We start from the raw sequence: 23,639 nt of genomic DNA on the forward strand, positions 1-23,639 counted from the left end.
CCATGCACATGGCCTCTGTGTGGCATGGCCGGACGGGGCATACTGCCACTATGGACGCTGACCCGGTGGACGGTCCCCCCTCGGCACCCGACGCTGCACAAGATCTGCAGGCGCGCGAACATACGGGCCACGAAGAACAGCAGGCGGCCCAGGGTCGCGACCGCATCGCCGATGAACGGGAGCGCACGGCGGACGCACGGGAGGCCGCTGTTGATGCGCGCGAGGTCGTTGCGGATGAGTGGCAGGAACAGCTCGCCGACCGGGAGCGGGGCCTGGATCAGCGGCTTCGCTCAGCGGGGGGCTCGACTCCGGGTCTCAAACAGCGTTCTTATGAGGAGATCGAGCGGGCTGAAGGGCTCCTGCGGTCAAGCCAGGCGCGCCTGGATCGCCAGAAGGCGTCGCTACCTCGATCGAACATGGCCGACCTTCGGGAACAGGGCGCCGTCGACCGGGAGTCAGCCACTGCCGCCGCTCCGCACGCGGAGCACAAAAGGCTGTCCGTCAGGATCGTGGAAGCCAAGGCCGACCGACTGCGGTCGAGGGCCGCAGCGGCAATCGATGAGCTGGCCGCAGTAGAGGACTCTCTCGTCCGTGAGCACGAGCAACAGGACCGGACCGAGCAGGCCGCCGAGCACCGTCACCGCGCCGAGCAGGCGCGGAGCGCTGCCGGCACGCTCCGCACCGCCGACGAAGACTGACGCGACACGCCTCCCGCGGGCCATCGAACGCATCGCACCCGCCGCCATGATTGACGCTTCTGGATTCCTCGGCACATCATCTTTCTTCAGGTGGATCCGAAAGGTGGACCCGAAGCGCGCAAGAGTGCTGACGGCGCGCTACGGACCGAGGGGCGAACTCACACCGGACCGGCGCCATGGGACGGGTTGTCACACAAACGTGGGGAGAAGCTTGTGACCGAGTGGATCTTGGCATTCGACGCCGGCTGCCGATTCTGCGAAGAAGTGGTGGATCGGGTTCGCGTGACCGTCGACGGCGCGCTGACCACCGCGGGCCTCACGGAACCCCGTATTCGCGGCCTGCGCGCGCGTGCCCGGGGGGAAGAAGCCGAGTGGGCCCCGACCCTGTTGGCGGTCGACGGCAGCCAGGTGCGGGCCTGGACCGGGACCGCGCTGTCCCTGCGCCTGGCGCGGCTGTTGGGGCCGTCGGACTCGCTGCGGGTGGTGCGTGCCCTCCGCGACCTCGATGCGCTGCGGCCCCCGAGCCGTCGAGGAATCCTCAAGGCGGTGCCGGGGCTGGCCCTCGGAACGTTTCTGGTCACCGGCGGCCTGGCGACCTCACCCGCGCAGGCCGCGACCCGCGCCAAGGGCAGTAAGGCGTCGCGATGGGTGAAGGCCAACCTCGACCGACTGCCCTCCGGATACTCCGAGTTCGCCTCCTACCCCGCGGATTATCGGCGCGCCGTATACGGGGCACTCTCCGCTTCGGCTCGGAGCAATCTGTGGGTGGCGCACTTCGCGAACTACCGGAAGACACATCCCGGTCTGTCGGCCGAGCAATCCGCAGTCCTGGACGATGCGACGCGACTGGCACCGCCGATCATCGCGGGGCGCCTACAGGGAACAGCCGTCGAAGGGCTGGAGACGGCGACTGTGACAGCGTTCGGCGAGAGCGGGGCGGGGGCGATTCTCAGGACGCTGGGCCCCGCCGAGGAGCCGCGCGCGGCTTCTCGGAGCGATCAGAGCATTCAGGCCCAGGACTGCAATTCCCAGTGCGCGGGGACCGGAAGCTGCGACACGGTGTGCTACGGCTCCTGCAACTGGACCGATTACGGCTGCGGTCCGCTGTGGCTGGGACCGTGCAGCGGGTTTTGCGCCTGAGGGATTGACGAGTGCGGAGTGTTCAATGAGGCGCGAGCTATGACCGAGCCATGTCGTACAGCGGCCGGTCGAGGCTCTGCGGGGCCGTCTCTCGATGGCCTGAATTGTTACTCAGCCGCTGCCACCGCGGCGCGTACCGGCAGGGTGCGCAGATAGCCGCAAGCTGCATGGTTGTTCGGTGAGGGGTTGTCCACCACAACGTCGGCGATTATCTTCGCCGCAGTCCTGAAGTCGTCCGCCAAGGTGGTGTCCAAGGTGACGATGTCGAACGGATCGGCGACGTTCATCCACAGCCCTACCGGCGCGGGTATCTGAAGGGGATGGACGACCAGGTCCTGGATCTCGGTGTAGCCCAGCGGCGAACCCACCGTGATGAACAGGGGAACTTCCTGCTGCGCGAATCGGGCCTCGCTGAGCACGTCGTAGGCGACGACGGTGCCGAGGCTGTGACTGACCAACACGACGCGGCCACGCGCGGCGTCGAGCTCTGTACGTAACCTGTCTCGGATCGGGTCCTTGGCCTTGGTGAAGAAGTATGCGTTGGCGTCCGGGATGAAGGCTCGCAGGAGCTGTCGGAGCAAGAAGCGGCGCAGCGCGCTGGGCAGCGGCAACAGTTCGGTGGCGCTGTCGGCAGGACGGGGATCCGCAACCGGGGCCGCATGCACCGGGCTTGCGGCGCGGGTCGCCATGCTGACGGACAGTGAGAGGGCGAACGACTGCGCGTCCGGGGACATCTGGCTGAACGCGGTATGAGCCTCGTCATCTTGGAGGAGGGCGGTATCGGCGAACGCGTCGGACACGAGTGCCGCCACGGCACCGGTCGCGGTGCACGCATCGGCCGCGATCGCGGCGGGGTGGTCGTGCAGCAGGTCTGCGTAGTAGACCATGCGTGTTCGAGCACCCATGTTCCTGCCGAACAAGTCCTCGTCCCAGGCGCGCTTGAGAACATTCACCGGCGGTTTGTTACCAGCCCCGTGCACATAGATGAACGTAGTGGGGTTCGTGTCGGGTTCCATCGCAAGGACGCCCCTTCCGGTCTTTCCACTGGAGGGCGGTGCATTCGCGGGGAGCATCCCGCTTCACCGACCTCCGGTCAACCAGCTCTGCTCCTGCCCTGCTCAGGCGTACACCCGCAGTTCTTCACCGTGTAGTCAGAGGGGTCCGGCTGATCTTCACGCGCATTCTCCTGTTTCACTCAGCAAGGGAGTCGGCCTGTTCCGCAGCAGGACGAGCCCTCATGCATCCGGACATCATCGACACTGCGGAACGTGCGACTTCCACTGGGACGCCGACCCGGTCGTCACGTACCAGTCGTTGATGTAGCCGCTGTCGCTGTCGAAGTCCAGCGCGAACCAGTAGCGGTCACCGTGACCGTCCGGACGACGGCGACACCGCGCAGCCGCGGCAGTCGGCACAGTGGCGCTGACCGCAGCCGCGGTGTGCGCCACCGCCTCGCCGGCGTCTGCCGCGGGCTGGGCCTGCAACCACGACGGCCACACGGTGTGGTGCGCGTCGGTGACCGGCATCTCGGCCGGGTCCTATCTGGCTTCCCACAACGGGCCGTCCTACGGTTCGGGCACGACAGGGCACCGCTACGCCAACGACGACACCATGATGCTGGCGTGCTGGACCACGGGCGACGGCGACGCGGACGTAGCCAGTTGACGGTTATAGCGCCGCGCGAAGTGTGGACGATGCACACAGTCGGCGCGCGGGCGGGCGATCCTGGCAAGGCCCGCGCGAGAAACCCGCGCGGGCCTTTGGGCAACTCGCGGTCACCGCCGTGTGGTGTCCGTCGTCTCACGGCTACCGCTCTTGGCCAGCCCGCGGCTGATCAGGTAGCCGATGGTCAACAGCGTGACGTACAGCCATGCCCGGTCGGCAGGGAACCGGTCCACCCCGTCGGAGCCGTCACCGACCGCCAGCGAAGCGACCAGGACCGCTATCACCGACGCGACGTAGGCGAACATCTCCGAGGTCTTGAACGAGAGTTTCGTCTCGGACTGGGTTTGACGTGCTGTGTATGTGTCCCTGGCTTGGCCGGATTCCGCTTCCGGATACCGGGGGGACGAAGCTGCGGTCATCTTGCCTCTGCCTCTCTTGAATGGGATTGCCTCACGACGTGCAGGCAGGCGAGCGTGTACCCGAGGCACCGGCACCAGAACGCCCTGTCGCGTACGCTCTGTCGCCACCCCCCACTCCTCAGCCAGGCACCCAAGAGGCAGCAGAGCGCCATGCGTTGGGGAGCACCGCACCAGGTGGCCGGTGTCGTCGCGGCGTGTCCGTGGGGCCGGACGCCAGTGCGCACTCCGGCCGGAACAACGCGCTCTATCGGAAACGCCCGCGGGCCCCACCCCCGAAGTCCCGGGGTGAGGCCCGCTCTTGGCATGGTTGTTCGTCGCCGCTAATGGCTCAGGTCCACGTCCGCGTCGCGCATGCCCTCGCCCGCCACGTGCAGCGGCATGGCGTGGGGCGCGTACCCGCTGGCGATCACGGTGTACTCGCCGGTGTCGAGGTCGTTGAACGCGTACACGCCGTCCGCGCCCGTGACCGTGGAACCGACCGTGTTGCCTGCCGCGTCGAGCAGAGTCACCCGGGCCTCGTCCACCGGGTCGCCCGCGCTGTCGCGGATGGTGCCGTGGACGTGGGAGCCGGGGTCGAGTCGTACCTCGTAACGGTTGGCGGCGGCGCCCGCGATGTCCACCGGCAGGGCTGTCGGCCGGTGTCCGGCGGCGCTCACCGCGAGGGTGTAGACGCCGGGGACCAGGTCGGCGAAGCCGAAGTCACCGGTCCGGTCGGCGATTCCGGAGGCGACGACCTCGCCGCGTACGTCGGTGGCGATGACCAGGGCGCCCGGCAGCGGCCGATCGCCCGGGGCGGCCAGGACGGTGCCGGACAGGCCCGCGGCGCCGCTGAGCACCAGGTCGAAGTCGACCGGTGCGTCGGCGACGGTCACGGTCGTCGCCTGCGGCCTGCGCGTATCGCCGGAGGCGATCAGGACGTACGTCCCCGCGGCGGGAGCGGCGACCGCGTAGTGACCGTCCGCCCCGGTCGTCGTGCGGCCGAGCTGTTGCCCCCTCAGGTCGATCAGGGTGACGACGGCCCGCGCCACCGGTGCTCCCGCGCCGTCGCGGATGTGGCCCCTCACACCCGCGGCCGGTACGTCCGTCGCGGCTGTGGCGAGTGCCTGGACCGGATCGACCACGTCGGCGGCGTCGGTCGCGCCGGCAGCCGGTGCGGGTGCGGATTCAGGTGCGGTCTCCGGTTCGGTGGTGCCGCTCTCCTCCGCGGCGCGGGCCTCCAGGCCCGACATCTTGCGCAGCGGCACCTCCTTGGTCCACAGCACCATCAGGAAGCCGAGCGCGACCACGCCCGCCGCGATGAGGAAGACCACGTGCATGGAACTGGCGAAGCCCTGCTTGAAGGGTTCCGACAGGCGCGGGTCCAGCTGCTGGATGAACGACGAGTCGCTCAGGACGTCCGATGCGCCGCCGCCCGCACCGGGGCGCCGCAGCATGTCGAGGACCGGCTTGTTGGCCGGGTCGGAGAGGACGGCCGGGTCGTGCAGCGCGGCCTGGAACTGCGGGGTGCCCGCAGCCGACTTGAATGCCGAGGAGATCTTGTCGCCGACGTTGCTGAACAGCACCGAGAGGAAGATCGCCGTGCCCGCGGTGGCGCCCATCTGCCGGAAGAACGTGGACGAGGCGGTCGCCACACCCATGTCCTGCGGCGGTACCGCGTTCTGCACGGCGAGGACGAGGGTCTGCATGCAGCCGCCGAGGCCGAGGCCGAAGACCAGCATGAAGACCATGGACTCCCACAGCGGCGTGTCCCATTGCACCTTGAAGTGGAACAGCAGCAGCGCCACGACCATCAGGAGGGTGCCGACGGTCGGGAAGATCTTGTAGCGGCCGGTCTTCGCGGTGATCTGGCCGGACACGATCGAGGCGATGATCATGCCGACCATCAGCGGCAGCATTTCGAGGCCGGACTTGGTGGGGCTCGCGCCCTTCACGATCTGCAGGTACTGCGGGATCATCAGCATCCCGCCGAACATCCCGGCGCCGATCAGCACGGACAGCAGGCTCGTCTTGCTGAAGATCGGGTTGCGGAACAGCCGCATCGGGATCAGCGCGTCGTCGCCCATCCGGCGCTCGACGAGGATCCAGGCGACGATGCCGACCAGCCCGATCCCGTAGCAGGCAAGGGACTCGGACGAGTCCCAGCCCCACTCGCGGCCTTGTTCGGCGACGAGGAGCAGCGGTACGACGCCGAGCGCGATGGTGAACGCGCCCCACCAGTCGATCCGGCGGACCCGGCGGATGTGCGGGATGTTGAGGACCTTGGCGACGACGAAGAGAGCGATGACGCCGATCGGCACGTTCACCAGGAAGACCCAGCGCCAGCCGACGACGCCCAGGATGCTGTCCTGCCCGGCCAGGAAGCCGCCGATGAGGGGCCCGGCGACGCTGGAGGTGGCGAAGGTGGCGAGCATGTACCCCTGGTAGCGGGCCCGTTCGCGCGGCGGCACGATGTCGCCGATGATCGCCAGGGCCAGGGACATCAGACCGCCGGCGCCGATGCCCTGCAGGGCGCGGAAGGCGGCCAGCTCGGTCATCGACGTCGAGAACGTGCACAGCGCCGAGCCGACGATGAAGACGCTGATCGCGCCCAGGAAGTACGGCTTGCGCCCGTGCAGGTCGGACAGCTTGCCGTACAGGGGCGTCGCGATCGTCGAGGTGATCAGGTACGCGGTCGTCGCCCACGCCTGCTGGCTCAGGCCGTTCAGGTCGTCCGCGATGGTGCGGATCGAGGTGGAGACGATGGTCTGGTCGAGCGCGGCCAGGAACATGCCCAGCATCAGGCCGCTCAGGATGGTCAGAATCTGCCGGTGGCTCAGGCCACCGCCGGAGGCGGGTATCGCCTTGGTCTGTGCAGTCGCCTGCTCAGTCATCTTCTCCGCGGTCTTCTCGGTGTCTCGGCGCGTTGCCGACACGGCCTCACTCATGCGTGCTTGCTCCCTGCTGCGCCACGGCTTCGGGGTGAGTTCCATCGACGTGGCGGGTCTGTTTGTGTGTTACCAGGTCATCGTTGAGGCGAGTCATCAACCGGATCAGCTGGTACCGGTCCTCGGCGGGCCAGGGCGCGAGGAGCTCCGCCAGCTGCGCGTCACGCTGCTGCCGGTACGCCTCGTACACCGCTCTGCCGGACTCGGTCGCGTACAGCAGCGCACCGCGCCGGTCCTCCGGGTCGGGCCGCCGCTCGATCAGACCGCGCTCCACCATGGACCGCACCTGACGGCTGACCGTCGACAGGTCGAGGAAGGTCTCGGCGGCCAGATCGGTGGCGCGCTGCTCCCCCTCGCGTACCAGCCGGGCCAGCAACACCCGTTCCCCTGCGCCCTGTTCGAGCTTGGCCTGCTGCCTGCGGGCCGCGACGAGCCGGGTGAAGCGCACGATCTGGTTCCCCAGGCCGGCCCCCGCTTCCTCGGCGCTCGCGACCCCGGTGTCCGGTTCCGCCCCGGTGTCGCGGTCATGGACCGTCCCCTTGTCCATCGCCCGTCCCACTCCCTCGTCAACTTTATTGCTTGTATCTACCAAGTGAGTGTAGAGGGCCTGGAACGGTACGGGGTGCGGGGTCCCTGCGACTACATGAGTTCGACGAGCCTCAGCGGTAGAGGCTCCATCGGCCGAAGCGGGCCATCAGCTTCCTTGTCGCATCCGGGTCAAGGCCGAGGGCGTCCGCGTTCTGCTCAATGGTCTCGTTGCTCCGCGCATCACGGGCCGGCCAGTACGCGACGTTGGCCGCACTCACTTCCATGCGACGGGCCGCCCGGACGGCGGCCACCGGCGATACCTTGGCCAGCCTCTCGATCTCTTCTTCCAGTCTTTCCAGCAGCACAGTGATCGTCTCGGGCAGGGGTACGGCCGCCTCCGCCACCTCCTCGGTGTGCTCGTCCCAATTCTGTGTGCACGCGCCCGCTGCGCGCTCCCCCGCGTCGGCCAACTCCTGATCGCCGATCTCGTCCCAATCCAGCGGATGCTCGGGGCCGGTCCAACCGCACGAGCACACCGCACGCAGTACGGCGGCCCTCGGCCCGTGAAAGGGGCGACCGTCGAAAACGCTCCACTGCGAGACGGATTGGCCTCCCGCACCGGAACTCGCACCGAAATACACGGGGTCGGGCACCGACCCGTCGGCCAGCAGGACTCCGACCGTGCCCGTATGCGAAGTGCCGAATTCCTCCGTCGTCCACGTTTCCCGCTCGCCCATGACACCCCTCCGTCTGTCGCGCTCGCCGGTCTGCGGCGCCCCACACGACGATGCCGCAACTCAGCTGTACGAACCGCCGGATTTGCCGAACCCGCGCCGGCCGCGGTGTGCGCCCGGCGCGCGGGCGCCGCGGACCGGCGCATCCGGGGTCATTGGGGCCGGGAGAACCGAGGTCACAGGGCGATCAGCCCTGCGGCCGTCTCTTTGAAACCGCAGGCATCGAGGTAGAACGATCGCAAGTGCTCTTCGAAATCGACATGTAGCCACTCGCACCCCGCGGCACGGCATCCCTCAGCGGCTGCCCCGACCAGCGCGGCCCCCACCCCGCTCGAACGAACATGCTGAGCCACGACCGTATCCAGGACGAACGCATGGACGCCGCCGTCCCAGGCGACGTTGACGAAGCCCACCAAACAATGATCTTCCCGGGCGCAGACCCACCCCAGGCTGTGCCGGTGAAGCCGCGCACGCCAGTCCTCCCGCTCGAGCGGATGACCGAACCCTTCGGCATGCAGCTTGTCGAAAGCCGCGTTGTCGATGTCGCCCCGCCACTCATACGTGATCGTCATGGTCCGAACGTAGCGACCACCGGAGGCGGCCTGATGGGCTTTCATCGACTTGAGGCCGCGGCGCCGGCGCTCAGGCCGTAGCCCCGGACGGCGTGTGCAAGCGGCGTCCCGGAGTGCCGTAGAGTGGGGTTTACCGACGCGGGGTGGAGCAGCTCGGTAGCTCGCTGGGCTCATAACCCAGAGGTCGCAGGTTCAAATCCTGTCCCCGCTACCAATTCCGGCCCCCTCGACACGCGCTGTCGAGGGGGCCGGTCTGTTTCGTCCTGTCCGCCCGCTGTACCGGGTCGTCAGTCGTCGACGGACAGCGCTTCACTGATCAACCGGGTGGCGAACGCGCGGTCATCGGTGATGCGGTTGATGAGTTCCGCGAGCAGGAACACGGTGGCTTCCAGCGGGTTCATCTCCTCGCTGGTCCAGTAGCCGTACTGCTTGCGCCACAAGCTGGGGCTCAGGCCGCTGCCTGCCGCGACGAGCAGGCCTGCCATGGTGGGGATGACCTCGGGAGGAACGCTCCTGGTCATCGTGCGCATCGTGGCCACCAGGTTGGGCACCACGACAGCCAGGACGTCCTGATCGTGATCTTCGTACGCCTGCCGCAGCCAGTGCATGTACATATAGATCAGCGTGCAGGCACCGTCGAGCATGTCATCGAGCTCGCCGGGCCCCCAGCCGGCGGTGAACTGGGCGGTCAGCGCCTGCTCCTCGGGGTCGGCGACGGACTCACCGCCGTAGATTGCCTTCAGCCGCGAGTCGACCATCATCAGCGCCGCGCCCACATTGCCGGCGGGAGCACGCTGGGGATCGCAAGGCGACGACACAGGAGACCTCCTCAGCCAACCTTGACGTGTCCGACAGTAGACCGCCGACAAACGGCGGGGTGGACGAATCCCGAAATGCGTCCATTGCCACCGTGGAGGAAAGGTCTCTAGTGTTCCGCTGGTCCGCGATAGCTCGACTGCAAGAGGTCCCGTCGGCGTTGACCGAGGTACCAGTCACCGGACTCGTCGAGGTCGATGGTGGTTCTGAGGACAGTGGTCCGGCCGACGGCGGCTTCCGCGATGACCTCTCCCCTGGGTGAGACGACCATGCTGGGGCAGTGTTGGCGAGGGTCTGCCACGTTGGCCGCGAGGACGAACCGTTGGTTCTCGGCCGCGCGGCTGATGAGATGGCTGCGCCAGACCCCGGCGGGCTCGGAGGGGTTGGCCGCATGGGTGAGGTAGATGAATGCCTGTGCTCCGCGTTCGGCCAGATGCTGCCATTGCTCGGGGAAGCGGATCTCCCGACAGATCTGGATGCCGACCCTGGCCAGCCCGCCGGCCAGCTGGATCGGGAGCGTGGAAAGCTCCGAGCCGGCGGCGAGCAGGCCGCGCTCATTCATGGCCAGGTTGGTCTTCCGGTAGGTCCAGCGTGTGCCGTCCGGAGCGAAGTAGAGGGCGGCGTTGCTCCGGACGCCGTGCCCGACGAGCAACGTGCCGCAGAACAGGTGGATGGCTCTGCGCCGGGCCAACTCCGCGAGACGGTCCATGGCGTGTACCAGGGCCGATGGCTGGAGACGTTCGAGGGCCGAGAGGTCGGCGCCGTATCCGGACAGCGCACCCTCGGGAAGCACGACGACCTCATCCGGCTGCGTGTCTGCCAGGAGTGAGGTGATAGCCGCAAGGTTGCGCTCGATGTCCCAGGCAATGGGGAGTTGCACGATCGCTATGGAAACCTTCATGAGTCCAGTCCTTCTCTTCTCTCGGCGGCCGCCCCGACCTCCGGACAGGACCCCGGCGAACCGGTTGGGTTCAAGGAATCCGCAGCATCCAAGGGATTCGAGGGGCATCGCGCCCCGATGCCCTCCCACTCCGCGAAGTTGGAGAAGGGCGTGCAAGTGCATCGTCTTCTGTGTCGCGCCATGACTACGGTGATCATCGGCGGTAGCGGGTTCCTGGCCACGGGAAGTTGAGCACGCGCATCAGGGCTGCCACCGTCCGTCTTCTACTCGAACAAGGCTCAGCCGAGACCGCGATGAGCGGCCCACAACGCCCCGGCACGGTCGGCGGCGTCGGCGATCAGAGCCGCCAATTCGGGTCTGTCGGGGACAGGGAACGAGACGTAGGCTCCGCGACCTCCACCAACCGGCCGCCCGTACGCCTTCGCCGCGAGGCGACCGTCCGGGAGGAGCCGAACGTTGAGTGTGGTCAGCGTGAACGCTTCACCGCGTCGAGTGTCCGTCCAGCGGAGCGCCTGCGGGATCGTGACGTTGATCGCCAGAGCGCTCACTTCCAGGTCGCTGCTCATGGACGGATGATCTCACGCGCGTCATCGCAGGCGATAAACCCGGCGACGTCGGCGATCATTCCCGGAATACTGGTCCCCCATGGATGAGGTCAAAGTCGTCGTCGCCCATTCCGAGCGCGCGACCCTTCGAGTGGGCGACGTGTTCTTGAAGGTGGATGCCGATCACGCGCGGATCGACGATGAGGTCGAGGCGATGTCCCTCGCGCCGGTCCCGACCCCGGAGGTCCTGTGGCGCAAGCCGCCCGTGCTCGCGATCGCCGCACTCCCGGGGACCACGCTCGGCCGCCTCGGCGGGTCGTCGACCGGGTCACCGGCGGCGTGGGCCGCGGCAGGCGCCACCATCCGGAAGCTGCACGACGCGCCCCTGCCGCCCCGGACCGGCCGGGCCGGGCGGAGCATCGTCACGCTGGCGGCGGAACTCGACGACGAATGCGAGTCGCTGGTGACGCATGGCGTCCTGCCCGCCGACCTGGTCACCCGCAACCGCCAGGTCGCCGAGACCGCACTCCGGCCGTGGACTCCGGCCTTCACCCATGGCGACCTGCAGATCGCGCACGTCTTTGTCGACGGCGGCGAAGTCACCGGCATCATCGACTGGTCCGAGGCGGGCCAGGGTGACGCCCTCTACGACCTCGCCACCTTCACGCTCGGACACGAGGAGCACCTCGACGACGTCATCGCCGGCTATGGCACCGACGTCGACCTCGACGTGATCCACGCGTGGTGGTCGTTGCGAAGCCTGCTGGCGGTTCGCTGGCTGATCGACCACGGCTTCGACCCGTTCGCGCCGGGCTGTGAGGTCGACGTGCTGAGATCCCGCATGTGAGACCGCGCGGCCCGCCCGACGAGTGGTGCGCGTCAGTTCTCTGGCGCGGCCTGGTGCAGCAACCTCTGCAGCCGGAGACCACGGTGGGCGTCGAGTTCGCCGGACCTCCCGGTGCGGACAGCGGTGGCGAACTCGCGTCGGAGGACCGGCCAGCACTCGTCGTGGTCGATGCTGGCCGTGTCATAGACGAGTTCGTGCTGCCGGCTGAACAACTCGACCCGGGTCAGCGCCCGTTCGCGGGGCACCGAGCCGGACAGCGATGCCTGGCTCACGGCGCCGCTCACGTGCTCGCAGGTCAGCTCGGTCCAGCGGCGGGCGTCGCCGGTGCCGCGCACGTTGATGATGGGGCCCATTGCGGCGTCCAGGAGGTCGAGGAGGTGCGGGCCGAGGTCGAAGAGAACGCCGTGTTCGAGTCGCCAGGACGTGGCGAAGTCACCGCCGAGGAAGGCCCCGTGCAGGTAGCAGGAGCGCGCGCCGATGACGTCGAGCTGTCGTGCCTCCTCGATGAAGCGGCGGGTCACGGGGTGGTACCGCTTGGTCAGGACGAGTTGGGTGACGACGCCCGCCTCGTCGACCGCGTCCACGAGGCGCTCGGCGGCCGCGAGGTCGAGGGCCAGGGGCTTCTCCAGGAGAAGGGCCTTGCCGTGCTTGGCAGCGACGGGCGCCAGTTCGGCCTGGACGGACGGCGGCACGGCGAAGGCGACGGCCTCGCACTGGTCGAGGAGGTCCTCGAAACTCGTCGCCACCCGGGCTCCGTAGGGCGCGGCCGTCTCCTGGGCCGCCTCCGTACGGCGTGCCCAGACTGCGGTGAGCTGCGTCTCGGGCCCTGCGGCGAGCATCCGGGCGTGCATCGCGCGGGCCCACGGGCCGGCGCCGACGAGTCCCACGCGGACGGGCTGCTGGCTCCAGGGGGCGGTTGCCGTGTCGGTCACGAGTTGTCCTGCTCTTCCGGTGCGGTGCGGACGGGAGGCGTTGCCGCGAGGACGCGGAGTCGGGCGTCGGCTCGCTCGGGCGCGTAGAGCACGTCGACGACCATCGCGGCGGCGCCGATCAGACCCGCGTGTTCGCCGAGCCGGGAGGTGACGACGTTCAGGTGGGCGGTGGTGCGGGGCATGGCACGCTGATAGAGGAGTTCACGGACACCGGTCATGAAGGGGATGCCCGACAGGTCCCCGGCGAGCATGAGTACCCCGGGGTTGAGCAGCGTCACGACGGTGACCAGGACCTCGCCCACACGTCGGCCTGCCTCCCGGGCGAGACGGACGGCGTCGGGGTGGCCTCGGTCGAGGAGTGCCTTGACGTCGGCTCCGGAGGTGACGTCGAGGCCGAGGTCGTCCAGGCTCCTGGCCAGGGCGCGGCCGCTCGCCACCGCCGCGAGGCAGCCGTAGGAGCCGCACATGCACAGGGCGTCGGGCCTGTCGTGGAGGCGGATGTGGCCGATGTCGCCCGCGCCTCCGTCGATGCCGCGGTAGATGTCATCGTTGACGACGACACCGGCGCCGATGCCGGTGGAGACCTTCACGAGGACGAACGCGGCGCAGTCCGGGTGGCCGGTCCGCTGTTCGGCGAACGCCATCAGGTTGGCGTCGTTGTCCACGAACACGGGCACGCCCACACCCTCCGCCCCCGCCGCGCCCCCCATGCTGGGGCCCACGTGCTCCGCGTACGCCTCCTGCATCCGCTCCCGGATCGGGTACCGGTCCCAGCCCGGCATGATCGGCGGCTGCACGACCTGCCCCGTCTCCCAGTCCACGGGGCCGGGCACGGACAGGCCGATTCCGCAGACCCGGTGGGCCGGTGTTCCGGCGGCGGCCAGCAACTCCGGGAACCAGCGCGCGAGTTGGTCGAGCACCCGGTCGGGCCCGTCGCCGATGTCCAGTTCGGCGCGGTGCTCGGCCAGGACGGTGCCGGCTAGGTCGAGGACGGCCGCGCGGGCGTACTGGGTCTCCAGGTCGATGGCGATGACGGCGGCGTGGCCGGGGTCGAAGGCGAGGCGGTGGGAGGGCCGGCCGCCGGTCGAGGTGCCGGTGTCCTGGCGCAGCCAGCCCGCCCGGTTGAGGTCGTCGAGGCGCAGCCCCACGGTCGACCGGGACATGCCGGTCGCGCGTTGCAGGTCGGCACGGGTGGTGGCCTGGCCGCTGCGGATCAGCTGCAGCAGTCGGCCCGAGCTCGCCGGACTCGGCGTCGTCATTGCTGGTTCCCCTGTTCAGCTCTTGTCGGCGCCGCTGGTGAGGCCTTCGGTGAGCAGGCGTTCGGCGGCGAAGAACAGGATTACCACGGGAAGCGTCAGCACCACGGACCCGGCCATGAGCACCGTCTTGGAGACCTCGATGCCGTTGGACAGCTGGGCCAGGCCCAGCGAGACGGTCCACTTGCCGGGGTCGGCGGCGAGGAACAGCAGGGCGAAGAGGAACTCGTTCCACGCGATCATCAGCACGTACAGGCCGGTCGCCATCAGGGACGGCAGGGCCAGCGGCAGGATCACCTTGCGCACGGTCTGCAGGCGGCTGCAGCCGTCGAGAGCGGCGGCCTCCTCGATGGAGTACGGGATGGTGACGAGGTAGTTCTTCAGCATGTAGATCGCCACGGGGACCGTCTGCGCGACGTAGACGATGGCGAGGCCGACCAGGCTGGAGGAGAGGCCGATCTTCGCGAACATCACGAAGAGCGGGACGGCGAGGAGCGTCGAGGGGAACAGGTAGACGGCGAGGAAGAGCGCGCTGACCTGGCGGCTGCCGAAGAACTTGAGGCGGCTGATCGCGTACGCGCCGGGTACGGCCGCGAGCAGGGTCAGCGCGACCGTGCCGAGCGACACCAGCGCGGAGTTGCGCAGGAGTTGGAGGAATCCCTGGCCGCCGTCGTCGGTGGAGCGCAGCACCTCGCTGTACGTGTCGAAGGTGAGCTGCTTGGCCGACACCCACAGGGAGCCGGGGTCGAGCAGCAGGGAGTCGATGGGCTTCACCGACAGGAGCAGCATGTAGTAGAAGGGCACGCAGGTGATCAGCACGAGGAAGGCGATGACCACCCATCGTGCGACGCCGAAGAACGTCTCCTCGAACTGGGCGCGTGTCATGGCCGCCTTACGGGTCACGACTCCTCCTGCATCTTGTTGCCGAAGAACTTGAAGTACAGGCCCAGCAGGACCATGAGGGCGACAGCCAGGACGAGGGCCTGGGCGGCCGCGGCGCCGACGTCATAGCGCGAGGTGAGGAAGTCGTAGACGCGGACGGCGGCGACATCGGTGCCCGCTCCGCCGCCGGTCAGCAGATAGACGTCGTCGAACTTGTTGAAGGTCATGATGAAGCGGAGCACGCACAGCAGCGCGATCACGGGCATGAGCTGCGGCAGCAGGACGTGCCGGAACTGCTGGGTGGGCGTGGCGCCGTCGACCTTCGCGGCTTCCTCGAGGCCGTCCGGCACCGCCTGCAGGCGGGCGAGGATGAACAGGAAGGCGAAGGGGAAGTAGCGCCAGCACTCGAACGCGATGACCGTGAGCAGCGCCAGCGGGATGTCGAAGTGCAGGCCGAGCAGGTGGACTTCGTACGAGCGGGTCGAAAGGAACGCGATGGGGTCGTCCCAGCCGAACAGCTTCTGGCCCCACTCGTTGACGATGCCGTACTGCGGGCTGAGCGCGACCTCCCAGACGAAGGCGACGGCCACGACGGGCGCCACGTACGGCAGGAGCATCGCGGCGCGCAGCAGGCCGCGGCCGCGGAAGGGCCGGCGCAGGGCGAGGGCGGCGACGAGGCCGAGCGCGACGGAGCCGAAGGTGCCGCCCACCGTGTAGAGGACGGTGGTGCCGAGGCTGGACCAGAAGCCCGCGGAGTCGAAGACCTGCTCGAAGTTGCGCAGGCTCCAGTTGCCGAACAGGCCCATGCCCTGGATGTCGACGAGCTTGGCGTGCTGGAAGGCGAGCAGGACCGTCCACAGGATCGGCAGCACCACGACGACGAGGACGACGAAGAAGGTGGGGCTCACGAAGGCGAGGCCCGCCCTGTTGGTGCGGCGGCTCGCGGTCATGGGTTTGCCGCGGCGGTCGTCGGCGGGCGGTGTCGGCGATCCGTCCGGAGGGTTGTGGCGCTGGGGTGCGCTGGAGGTGGCGGTAGTCATGCTGCGACTTTCGACGAGGCGTTCGGGAGGTGGGGCAGTGCGGCGGGGGCCGTTACTGCAGGGATTTCTTGAGGGCCGCGACCTCTTCCTGGGCTTCCCGGGCGGCTTCGGAGGGTGAGACCTGGCCGCTGGTCATGGAGCCGATCGCCTTGGGCACGGGGAGTTCGCCGTTGGTGGCGCCGACCAGGGCGCCTTCGCCCTGCTCGATGCCCCAGCGCCTGATGTCACCGACACCGTCGGCCAGTTGGTCGAGGAGTTCGGGCGGGTACACCTCGTCGAGCGGCTTGCGGGTGCCGACACCGATCTTGCTGTGCCGCCAGTCGGCCACGTATTTGTCGGGCTGCGCGGCCGTGCCGTGGCGGACCGGGATCTTGCCCTCGGGGGCCATGCCGAACCACGACTCGTAGCCGCTGCCCATCATGTACTCGATGAACTCGCGGGAGGCCGCCGTCTCGGCGGTCTTCGTGGTCACCCAGGACGTGACCTCGCCGAACTGCGCGGGCTCGGCCGAGTCCGTGCCCTTGAGCGCGGTGACGATGCCGGTGTTGTCGGAGAGGAACCGCGTGTTGTGGCCGCACTCCTTGCAGCTGGGCAGGGCGTCCTTGCGCAGACCCGCGAGCTCGTCCAGGAGGAAGGTCGACCAGATCATCATCGACGACCGGCCGGAGAAGTAGGTGGCGCGTGTCGAGTCGACGGTCTGGGTGCCGGGGGCTCCGTACTCGCGCGCCAATTGGTCGTACGTGTGGAACGCCTTCACGCACTGCGGCGAGTCGAGTGTGACCTCGCCCCGGTCGTCGACGAGCTGGCAGTTGTCGGCCAGGGCCAGGCTCTCGAAGCTCTGCGAGGTGAAGACGTCCGAGGGGTCGGTCGCGGCGGACATGCCGTCGTGCCCCTCGGTGGTGAGCTTTTTGGCGGCCTTGAGCGCTTTCGCGTACGTGTCCGGGGCCTTGAGGCCCGCCTTGGCGAACTCGTCCTTGCGGTAGACCAGGAGCTGCAGCCAGGCGTCGGAGGGGACGCCGAGGTTCACGTTCCCGTCGGTGGTCAGATCGAGGGCGTTCTTGTCGAAGGTGTCGCTTCCCAGTCCTTTGACGATCTGACGGGGGATGTCGGTGTTGAGCAGCCCGTTCGTGTACATCTGCCAGACCTGGCCCATGGGGGCGGCGCCGATCACGTCCGGCAGGTGCCCCGAGGCCGCGGCGGACATGATCAGTTGAGGCATCTGCCCCTCGTCGACGCCGACGAGATGGACCTTGATGCCCGTTTTCTTCTCGAACCCGTCGACGATCTTCTGCGTCGCGGCGACCCGGTCCGGAAGGTTCTCCTGGGACCACACCGTGATCTCGCGGTCCGGAGCCCCCGGGCCCGTGCTGGTGGAGCAACCGGCGAGCAGCCCGATGCCCAGAGCCGTTGTGACGCCGACCGCGGTCGTCTTCGACCGCCTGGTCCTGGTGCGCATTGCCTGTCCTCATCGCCGACTTACGTCTATCCGTGACGCATCTCAGCACTACTTTTGCCTGTTGACAAGACATAAGTTGAGGATATCGTCGTCACAACCAACACCCGCATCACCTCTTTTCGGAGTCATCCGTGGAACGCGTCGTTCAATTCACAGGTCCCCGCCAGGTGGAGGTGGCCGAGCACGACAGCGCCGAGCTGCCGCCCGGCCACCTGCGTGTCCGCACCCGCTACTCCGGCATCTCCGCGGGCACCGAGCTCACGGCCTACCGCGGCACGAACCCCTACCTGACCCGGACGTGGGACGCCGACGCCCGGCTGTTCCGTGACGACGAGGCCGGCATCAGCTATCCGGTCGTCGGCTGGGGCTACTCCGAGGTCGGTGAAGTCACCGAGGTCTCCCCCGAGTTGACCGGGACACCGGGCATGCCCGTGGTCGGCGACCTCGTGTGGGGTATCTGGGGCCACCGCAGCGAGGGCATCGTCCCCGCCGAGCGCATGGTCGGCCACACCCTGCCCGCCGGACTCGAGCCGCTGGCCGGCGCGTTCGCCCGGGTCGGCGCCATCGCCTACAACGCGGTCCTGGCCGGCGGCATCAACCTCGGCGAGGACGTCGCCGTCTTCGGCCAGGGAGTCATCGGCCTCATCGCCACCCGCCTCGCCCAGCTCAGCGGCGCCCGCGTCACCGCGGTCGACGCGCTCGACAACCGGCTGGAGAAGGCGAAGAGCTACGGCGCCCACCGCACGTTCAACGCCCGCTCGGGGGCTGTCGCCGAGTCCATCCGCGAGGCGACCGCGGGTCGCGGCACCGACCTCGCCATCGAGATCAGCGGTGCCTACCCGGCGCTGCACGAGGCCGTCCGCTCGGTGACCGTCGGCGGTCGCGTCGTGGCCTCCGGCTTCTACCAGGGCGACGCGATCGGTCTTCGCCTGGGCGACGAGTTCCACCACAACCGCGTAGAGATCGTCTGCTCGCAGATCGGCGGAGTACCGTCCGCGGTGTCCGGCCGCTGGACCGTGGAGCGCCTGCAGCAGACGTTCCTGCGCCTGGTCGCCGAGGGACAGGTCGACGTGGAGGCCCTCGTCAGCCACGTCGTGCCCGTCGCGGACGCCGCCGACGCCTACGTCCTGCTCGACGAGCGCCCCGCCGACGCCCTCCAGGTCGTCCTGGAATTCTGAGAGGTACCGAGATGCTGAAGACCGCTGCCCAGGAACAGCTGCTGCCCGGCTCCACCCTCCAGGAGAAGTGGGAGTTCGCGCAGCAGGCCGGCTACGACGCCATCGAACTACGTGCCAAGGGCGACCTCCACTTCGCCTCCCGGCTACCGGAGTTGAAGCAGGCGCTGGGGGACGGCGTCGTCATGCCCACCGTGTGCGTGGAGATGCTGCACTTCTTCGCCGCCTTCGACGACGACCTGCGCCGTGACGCCATCGAGCAGATGAAGTCGCAGCTCACCGTCATCGCGGAGATCGGCGGACTCGGTGCTCAGACACCGGCCTCGTACGGCATGTTCTCCCGTCGGCTGCCCCCCTTCGAGCCGCCGCGCTCCGAGGAGCAGGACCGCGAGATCCTGCTGTCCGGCCTGACCGAACTCGGCGAGCACGCCGCCGCCGAGGGCGTCACCCTCTACCTCGAACCGCTCAACCGGTACGAGGACCACATGGTCAACCGCCTGGAACAGGCCGCGGAGCTGATCAAAGAGGTGGGTCTCGACTCGGTGCGGATCGGCATCGACAGCTACCACATGAACATCGAGGAGAGCGATCCCGCCGCGGCGATCATCGCTCACGCCCCCTACATCGGGCACGCCCAGGTGTCGGACTCCAACCGCTTCCAGCCGGGCGCGGGGCACCTCGACTGGCCGGCCTGGCTGAGCGCCCTGCACACCATCGGCTACGAGGGCTACCTCGCCGCCGAGTGCCGGCTGACCGGTGATCCCGTCGAGGCGGTCCGTTCCGTGCCCGCGTTCCTCAAGGGGTCCGGCGCGTGACGTCACTCCTCGACCGGCCCGCGTCGCCCCGCTCCGCAGACCTGACCCTGCGGCGCGGTGCGACGCGTGTCCTCCTCGACAACTGGGCGGGCACCAGCACCGTGCCCTCCCGCACGCTGTACCCGCACCAGTGGAGCTGGGACTCCGCGTTCATCGCGATCGGTCTGCGGCACCTGTCCGCGCGCCGCGCACAGCGCGAGCTGGAATCACTGTTCGCCGCCCAGTGGGGCGACGGACGCGTCCCGCACATCGTCTTCAACTCCTCGGTGCGCAACGACGCCTACTTTCCCAGCCCCGACTTCTGGCGGTCCTCCACCGCGGGCGCCGCGGCCGGTGCGCCCACGATGTGCGAGACCTCCGGCATCGTCCAGCCGCCCGTGCACGCCCTCGCCGCCTGGCTCACCCATGAGGCCGACACCGAGGAGTCGCGGCGTCGCGCCTTCCTGCCGAGGCTGTACCCGCGACTCGTCGCCTGGCACGACTACCTGCTGAACTCCCGCGACCTGGGCGGCGGCGGCCTCGCCGCCATCGTCCACCCCTGGGAACCCGGCATGGACAACAGCCCCTGCTGGGACGGCCCGTTGGCCCGCGTCGACCCGGCCGCGCCCGACACCTTCCGGCGCGCGGACCTCGACCACGGCCACCCTGCGGACCGGCCCACCGACCTCGACTACGGCCGCTACGTCCAACTCGCCGTCGCCTACCGCGACGCGGGCTACGACGACCGCACGGCCCGCCCCGCCTTCGCGCTGGAAGACCCGTGCGTCAACGCTCTGTTGATCGCCAGCGAGCTCGCCCTCGCGGAGATCGCCACCCAGGCGGGCGAGGACGCCGCGGTCCACACTCAGCGAGCGGCTAGGCTCACCGACGCCCTGGTGAACCGCCTCTGGGACGATGAAGCAGGCACGTTCCTCGCCCGCGACCTGACCAGCGACACCCTGGTACGCGAACGCAGCGTGGCCGGGCTCGTGCCGCTGCTCGCCCCCGGCCTTCCCGCAGAGCTTGTGGACCGTCTGGTGGCGACCCTGGACGGCCCGCATTTCCGCGCCGACTCCTGTGATCTCGTGCCCAGTTACGACCTGACGGGGCCGGTCTTCGACCCCACCCGGTACTGGCGCGGTCCCGCCTGGTTCAACACCGCCTGGCTGGTCGAGCGTGGCCTGCGGACGCACGGACGGCACGCCCACGCCGACCGGATCCGCTCGTCGGTCCTCAACACGGCCGGTGACACGCAGTTCGCCGAATACGTCGACCCGACCACGGGCGAGGGGCGCGGCGCCCGCGCCTTCTCCTGGACAGCGGCGCTCACCCTCGACCTGCTCACGACCCAGGAGACATGCCGATGAGCACCGGCGCCCCCCACGCCCAACTGGTGCGCGACGCCACGTTCGTGCACCTCGACGCCGACGGCGGCATCACCGGCACCCGCGGGACGTCGCCCGACGGCCTGTTCGTCCGCGACGGCCGCCACCTGAGCCTGTGGCAGCTCACCGTCGACGGAAGCGCGCCTGCCGTCCTCTCCCCCGTCACGCCCGTCGGGGACGGCACCGGCGAATGCGTCCTGACCCCCGAGGGCACCCGCGACGCGCCGCCCGCCTACACGGTGCTGCGCCGCCAGACCGTCGGCGCAGGCACCTTCACCGATGTCCTGAGCCTTGTCAGCAACAGCCCCGAACCGCTCGTCGCCGACGTCGTCCTGACCCTGGCCGCCGACTTCGCCGACACCTTCGAGCTGCGCGCGGACGACCGGCACTACCCAAAGCCGGGATCGACGCGCCGGACCCACCGCACCGACACGGGGCTCGAGTTCGACTACCGCAGGGCCGACTGGCACGTACGCACCACAGTGAGCGCCACCCCCGCGCCCGACGACATACGTATCGAGGACACACGCGGCGAGGACACACGCGGCGAGGACGAGGGGGCCCACGCGCTTGTCTGGCGCCTCGCCCTGGAGCCGCACGGTCGAGCCGACGTGCGTCTGGGTGTCGTGGCACTCCCGCACGGCGATCCCCACCTCCCCTCGATCGTCACGGACAGGACAGCCGTCCATTCCGTCGGCTCCCCGGACACCGCCGACTCCCCCGACGTCTCGGAGGATCTGGACCTGGCCTGCCGCCAAGGTCTCGCCGACCTGGACCTGTTGACGATCGCGGCCATCGGCGTGGACGGCGAGCCCGTGGCCGTTCCCGCGGCCGGGGTGCCCTGGTTCCTGACCCTGTTCGGCCGCGATTCCCTGCTCACCTCGTACTTCATGCTTCCCTACCGGCCCGGCACGGCGGCCGGCACACTCAGTGCGCTCGCCGCCACCCAGGGGCAGAGCCACGACGCCTTCCGTGGCGAACAGCCCGGCCGCATCGTGCACGAGATACGGCTCGGGGAACTCGCCCACTTCCGGCAGGTCCCCTACGGTCGTTACTACGGGACGATCGATGCCACTCCCCTGTTCCTGGTGCTTCTGCACGCGCACTACGAGGTGACCCAGGACGCGACCCTGGCCGTCCGCCTGGAGCGGCACGCCCGGTCCGCGGTCGACTGGCTCCTCGGCGACGGCGGCCTCACCGAGCACGGATACCTGGTGTACACCCCCGACCCCGGCGGCCTGGTCAACCAGAACTGGAAGGACTCCGTCGGCGCCGTCTGCCACAAGGACGGCACCCAGGCGCGGGGCCCCGTCGCCGTGTGCGAAGCCCAGGGTTACGCCTACGACGCGCTCCGCCGAACGGCACGCCTCGCGGAGCACGTGTGGCACGACCCTTCTTACGCACGGGAGTTGGACCGGCTGGCCGACGAGTTGCGGGACCGTTTCGGACGGGACTTCTGGATGGCGGAGGACGATTTCCCCGCCCTTGCGCTGGACGGCGAAGGACAGCAGGTCGACGCGCTCGCCTCGGACGCGGGGCACCTGCTCTGGTCGGGCATCCTCGACGAGGACCGGGCCCGGCGCGTGGGCCGGCGGCTGCTGGAACCCGACTTCTTCTCCGGCTGGGCGATCCGCACCCTGGCCTCGGGCCAGCGCCCCTACCACCCCCTGTCCTACCACCGTGGCAGCGCCTGGCCCCACGACAACGGCGTCATCGCCCTCGGCCTGGCCCGCTACGGCCTGGCCGACGAGGTCGCCCGGGTGGTGGCAGGCCTCACGGCGGCAGCGGCCCACCACGGGCACCGCCTGCCCGAGGTACTCGGGGGCTACGACCGCGCGGCCTCCGCCCGACCGGTCCCCTATCCGCACTCGTGCTCCCCCCAGGCCTGGGCAGCGGCGACTCCGTGGGCCTTGCGTACCGCGCTGCGTCAATCGATACGCTGACGACCGGCAATGCGGAGCGCGATGTCGCCGTGCTGGTAGGCGAGTTGGTCGACGGAGAACTCTCCCTCCTCGTGGAACCAGCTGGCCACGCCGATGCCCATGTCCAGGATCGAGTACGAGGCGACCCTGGCCGACTCGACCTCGAAAGCGCCCTCGGCCACGCCCCGCTCGATGAGTTCGCGGAAGCGACTCTCGTAGTCGCTGCGGAGACGGAGGACCCGCTCCTGGTCCTCCGGTTCCAGGTTGCCGATCTCGCGGTTTCCGACGAAGGCCTCGAGGCGGTGGCGGGCGTGGTAGCGGATATGCGCCTCCACCGCACGGCGGAGCTGTTACCTGGCGGTCTTGGAGGGGGCGGGTCTGGTCACTGCGGTCCGCAGCGGCCGGGAGAGGCTGCACTACCTCAACGCCGTGCCCATCCACGACATCGCCGACCGCTGGATCGGCCAGTACGAGCGGGGCCGGCTGGCCGCGCTCAGCAACTTGAAGAACGCCCTGGAAGGAACAGCGATGAGTAAGCCCGAGTACGTCTACACCATCTACATCCACACCACGCCCGAGAAGCTCTGGAAGGGGTTGACCAGCCCGGAGTTCCTGAAGCAGTACCACGGCGGCTGGGCGCCCTCCTCCGACTGGGAGGTCGGCTCGAAGGTGCTGTGGCCGGTCGAGGACGGCGGCGAACCGCAGGACCTGGGCCAGGTCGTCACCGAGGCGGAGCCCGGCAAGCGGCTCGCCTACACCTGGCACCGGCTGCAGCCGGTGCACCAGGAGATGTTCGGCATGAGCGACGCGGAGTTCGCCGAGGCTGCCAAGGAGCGCTCGAAGGTCGCCTTCGACATCGAGCCGTCCGAGGAGCCGGGGGTGGGCGTCAAGCTGACCATCACCCATGACGGCTTCACCTCGGCCGACTCCAAGATGCTCGAGGGCGTCAGCGACGGCTGGACCGTGATGATGTCGCAGCTGAAGACGATCCTCGAGAAGGCTTGAGGT

The 23,639-nt window shown here is 69.1% G+C and carries 24 protein-coding genes and 1 tRNA gene; 10 read left to right on the forward strand and 15 right to left on the reverse strand.

Annotation, left to right across the window (positions count from 1 at the left end):
• Window positions 1-50 precede the first annotated feature (50 nt).
• Both ACIREE_RS39685 and ACIREE_RS39690 read left to right on the forward strand, forming a co-directional pair.
• The gene (locus ACIREE_RS39685; protein ID WP_404163953.1) at window positions 51-698 is read left to right on the forward strand and encodes a hypothetical protein; all 648 of its coding nucleotides are present in this window, start codon (window positions 51-53) and stop codon (window positions 696-698) included.
• A gap of 213 nt (window positions 699-911) precedes the next feature.
• On the forward strand, window positions 912-1,838 hold the full coding sequence (locus ACIREE_RS39690) for a bacteriocin fulvocin C-related protein (RefSeq protein ID WP_404163956.1): 927 nt from the start codon (window positions 912-914) through the stop codon (window positions 1,836-1,838).
• Window positions 1,839-1,945: 107 nt separating this feature from the next.
• On the opposite strand, the gene ACIREE_RS39695 is transcribed toward ACIREE_RS39690, so the two are convergent.
• A complete protein-coding gene (locus ACIREE_RS39695; protein ID WP_404163959.1) occupies window positions 1,946-2,854 on the reverse strand; it encodes a hypothetical protein in 909 nt (302 codons plus the stop codon).
• Window positions 2,855-3,254: 400 nt separating this feature from the next.
• Between ACIREE_RS39695 and ACIREE_RS39700 the strand changes: the two genes are divergently transcribed.
• Window positions 3,255-3,503 carry a hypothetical protein gene (locus ACIREE_RS39700; protein ID WP_404163962.1) on the forward strand — a complete coding sequence of 83 codons (249 nt, stop codon included), beginning with the start codon at window positions 3,255-3,257 and terminating at the stop codon, window positions 3,501-3,503.
• A gap of 110 nt (window positions 3,504-3,613) precedes the next feature.
• Here the strand turns inward: ACIREE_RS39700 and ACIREE_RS39705 are convergent, their stop codons facing one another.
• From ACIREE_RS39705 to ACIREE_RS39725, 5 genes are all read right to left on the reverse strand, one after another.
• A complete protein-coding gene (locus ACIREE_RS39705; protein WP_404163965.1) occupies window positions 3,614-3,808 on the reverse strand; it encodes a hypothetical protein in 195 nt (64 codons plus the stop codon).
• Window positions 3,809-4,242: 434 nt separating this feature from the next.
• Entirely contained in the window at window positions 4,243-6,846 is a 2,604-nt protein-coding gene (locus ACIREE_RS39710) for an MFS transporter (protein ID WP_404163968.1), read from the reverse strand.
• Complete coding sequence (locus ACIREE_RS39715) at window positions 6,839-7,393, reverse strand: MarR family winged helix-turn-helix transcriptional regulator (RefSeq protein ID WP_404163971.1); 555 nt, start codon at window positions 7,391-7,393, stop codon at window positions 6,839-6,841. Before ACIREE_RS39715 ends, ACIREE_RS39710 begins: the two co-directional genes overlap by 8 nt.
• Before the next feature lie 112 nt (window positions 7,394-7,505).
• Window positions 7,506-8,111, reverse strand: coding sequence for a hypothetical protein (locus ACIREE_RS39720; RefSeq protein ID WP_404163974.1), 606 nt, complete (start codon window positions 8,109-8,111; stop codon window positions 7,506-7,508).
• 173 nt (window positions 8,112-8,284) lie between these two features.
• Window positions 8,285-8,680, reverse strand: a complete 396-nt coding sequence (locus tag ACIREE_RS39725) for a GNAT family N-acetyltransferase (RefSeq protein ID WP_404163976.1) — start codon at window positions 8,678-8,680, stop codon at window positions 8,285-8,287.
• 137 nt (window positions 8,681-8,817) lie between these two features.
• On the opposite strand from ACIREE_RS39725, the gene ACIREE_RS39730 reads away from it, so the two are divergent.
• Window positions 8,818-8,894, forward strand: a tRNA-Met gene (locus ACIREE_RS39730).
• 73 nt (window positions 8,895-8,967) lie between these two features.
• Here the strand turns inward: ACIREE_RS39730 and ACIREE_RS39735 are convergent.
• The 3 genes from ACIREE_RS39735 to ACIREE_RS39745 all read right to left on the reverse strand — a co-directional run bounded on the left by ACIREE_RS39735 (window position 8,968) and on the right by ACIREE_RS39745 (window position 10,963).
• Window positions 8,968-9,498, reverse strand: a complete 531-nt coding sequence (locus ACIREE_RS39735; RefSeq protein WP_404163979.1) for a hypothetical protein — start codon at window positions 9,496-9,498, stop codon at window positions 8,968-8,970.
• A 107-nt stretch (window positions 9,499-9,605) separates the two neighbouring features.
• Window positions 9,606-10,397: a carbon-nitrogen hydrolase family protein gene (locus ACIREE_RS39740; protein WP_404163982.1), complete on the reverse strand. Its 792-nt coding sequence runs from the start codon at window positions 10,395-10,397 to the stop codon at window positions 9,606-9,608.
• Window positions 10,398-10,675: 278 nt separating this feature from the next.
• Entirely contained in the window at window positions 10,676-10,963 is a 288-nt protein-coding gene (locus ACIREE_RS39745; RefSeq protein ID WP_404163985.1) for a hypothetical protein, read from the reverse strand.
• 79 nt (window positions 10,964-11,042) lie between these two features.
• Between ACIREE_RS39745 and ACIREE_RS39750 the strand changes: the two genes are divergently transcribed.
• Window positions 11,043-11,789 carry a phosphotransferase family protein gene (locus ACIREE_RS39750; protein WP_404163988.1) on the forward strand — a complete coding sequence of 249 codons (747 nt, stop codon included), beginning with the start codon at window positions 11,043-11,045 and terminating at the stop codon, window positions 11,787-11,789.
• Window positions 11,790-11,821: 32 nt separating this feature from the next.
• Here ACIREE_RS39750 and ACIREE_RS39755 read toward each other — a convergent pair whose 3' ends face one another.
• From ACIREE_RS39755 to ACIREE_RS39775, 5 genes are read right to left on the reverse strand one after another with little or no spacing between them, the layout of a single operon-like run.
• On the reverse strand, window positions 11,822-12,721 hold the full coding sequence (locus ACIREE_RS39755) for a Gfo/Idh/MocA family protein (protein ID WP_404163991.1): 900 nt from the start codon (window positions 12,719-12,721) through the stop codon (window positions 11,822-11,824).
• Window positions 12,718-13,980, reverse strand: coding sequence for an ROK family protein (locus ACIREE_RS39760; protein ID WP_404163994.1), 1,263 nt, complete (start codon window positions 13,978-13,980; stop codon window positions 12,718-12,720). Before ACIREE_RS39760 ends, ACIREE_RS39755 begins: the two co-directional genes overlap by 4 nt.
• A 15-nt stretch (window positions 13,981-13,995) precedes the next feature.
• On the reverse strand, window positions 13,996-14,862 hold the full coding sequence (locus ACIREE_RS39765; RefSeq protein WP_404164033.1) for a carbohydrate ABC transporter permease: 867 nt from the start codon (window positions 14,860-14,862) through the stop codon (window positions 13,996-13,998).
• A gap of 14 nt (window positions 14,863-14,876) precedes the next feature.
• Window positions 14,877-15,899, reverse strand: coding sequence for a carbohydrate ABC transporter permease (locus tag ACIREE_RS39770; protein ID WP_404163997.1), 1,023 nt, complete (start codon window positions 15,897-15,899; stop codon window positions 14,877-14,879).
• 52 nt (window positions 15,900-15,951) lie between these two features.
• The gene (locus ACIREE_RS39775; RefSeq protein WP_404164000.1) at window positions 15,952-17,355 is read right to left on the reverse strand and encodes an ABC transporter substrate-binding protein; all 1,404 of its coding nucleotides are present in this window, start codon (window positions 17,353-17,355) and stop codon (window positions 15,952-15,954) included.
• A gap of 131 nt (window positions 17,356-17,486) precedes the next feature.
• Here ACIREE_RS39775 and ACIREE_RS39780 point away from each other — a divergent pair, with 131 nt between their 5' ends.
• Genes ACIREE_RS39780 through ACIREE_RS39795 form a run of 4 tightly spaced genes read left to right on the forward strand, consistent with a single transcriptional unit; the run spans window position 17,487 to window position 22,652 of the window.
• Window positions 17,487-18,533, forward strand: coding sequence for a zinc-binding alcohol dehydrogenase (locus ACIREE_RS39780; RefSeq protein ID WP_404164002.1), 1,047 nt, complete (start codon window positions 17,487-17,489; stop codon window positions 18,531-18,533).
• 11 nt (window positions 18,534-18,544) lie between these two features.
• Window positions 18,545-19,345, forward strand: a complete 801-nt coding sequence (locus tag ACIREE_RS39785) for a TIM barrel protein (RefSeq protein ID WP_404164005.1) — start codon at window positions 18,545-18,547, stop codon at window positions 19,343-19,345.
• A complete protein-coding gene (locus ACIREE_RS39790; protein WP_404164008.1) occupies window positions 19,342-20,691 on the forward strand; it encodes an MGH1-like glycoside hydrolase domain-containing protein in 1,350 nt (449 codons plus the stop codon). Before ACIREE_RS39785 ends, ACIREE_RS39790 begins: the two co-directional genes overlap by 4 nt.
• Window positions 20,688-22,652 carry a glycogen debranching N-terminal domain-containing protein gene (locus ACIREE_RS39795; RefSeq protein ID WP_404164010.1) on the forward strand — a complete coding sequence of 655 codons (1,965 nt, stop codon included), beginning with the start codon at window positions 20,688-20,690 and terminating at the stop codon, window positions 22,650-22,652. Before ACIREE_RS39790 ends, ACIREE_RS39795 begins: the two co-directional genes overlap by 4 nt.
• Here ACIREE_RS39795 and ACIREE_RS39800 read toward each other — a convergent pair.
• Window positions 22,637-22,966, reverse strand: a complete 330-nt coding sequence (locus tag ACIREE_RS39800; protein ID WP_404164013.1) for a hypothetical protein — start codon at window positions 22,964-22,966, stop codon at window positions 22,637-22,639. The genes ACIREE_RS39795 and ACIREE_RS39800 overlap by 16 nt on opposite strands.
• A 28-nt stretch (window positions 22,967-22,994) precedes the next feature.
• On the opposite strand from ACIREE_RS39800, the gene ACIREE_RS39805 reads away from it, so the two are divergent.
• Window positions 22,995-23,636 carry an SRPBCC family protein gene (locus tag ACIREE_RS39805; RefSeq protein ID WP_404164015.1) on the forward strand — a complete coding sequence of 214 codons (642 nt, stop codon included), beginning with the start codon at window positions 22,995-22,997 and terminating at the stop codon, window positions 23,634-23,636.
• The last annotated feature ends 3 nt before the right edge of the window (window positions 23,637-23,639 follow it).

Origin of the sequence: Streptomyces sp. NPDC102467 (assembly GCF_044765445.1) — a bacterium.
In the GTDB taxonomy this organism is placed as follows: Bacteria; Actinomycetota; Actinomycetes; order Streptomycetales; family Streptomycetaceae; genus Streptomyces.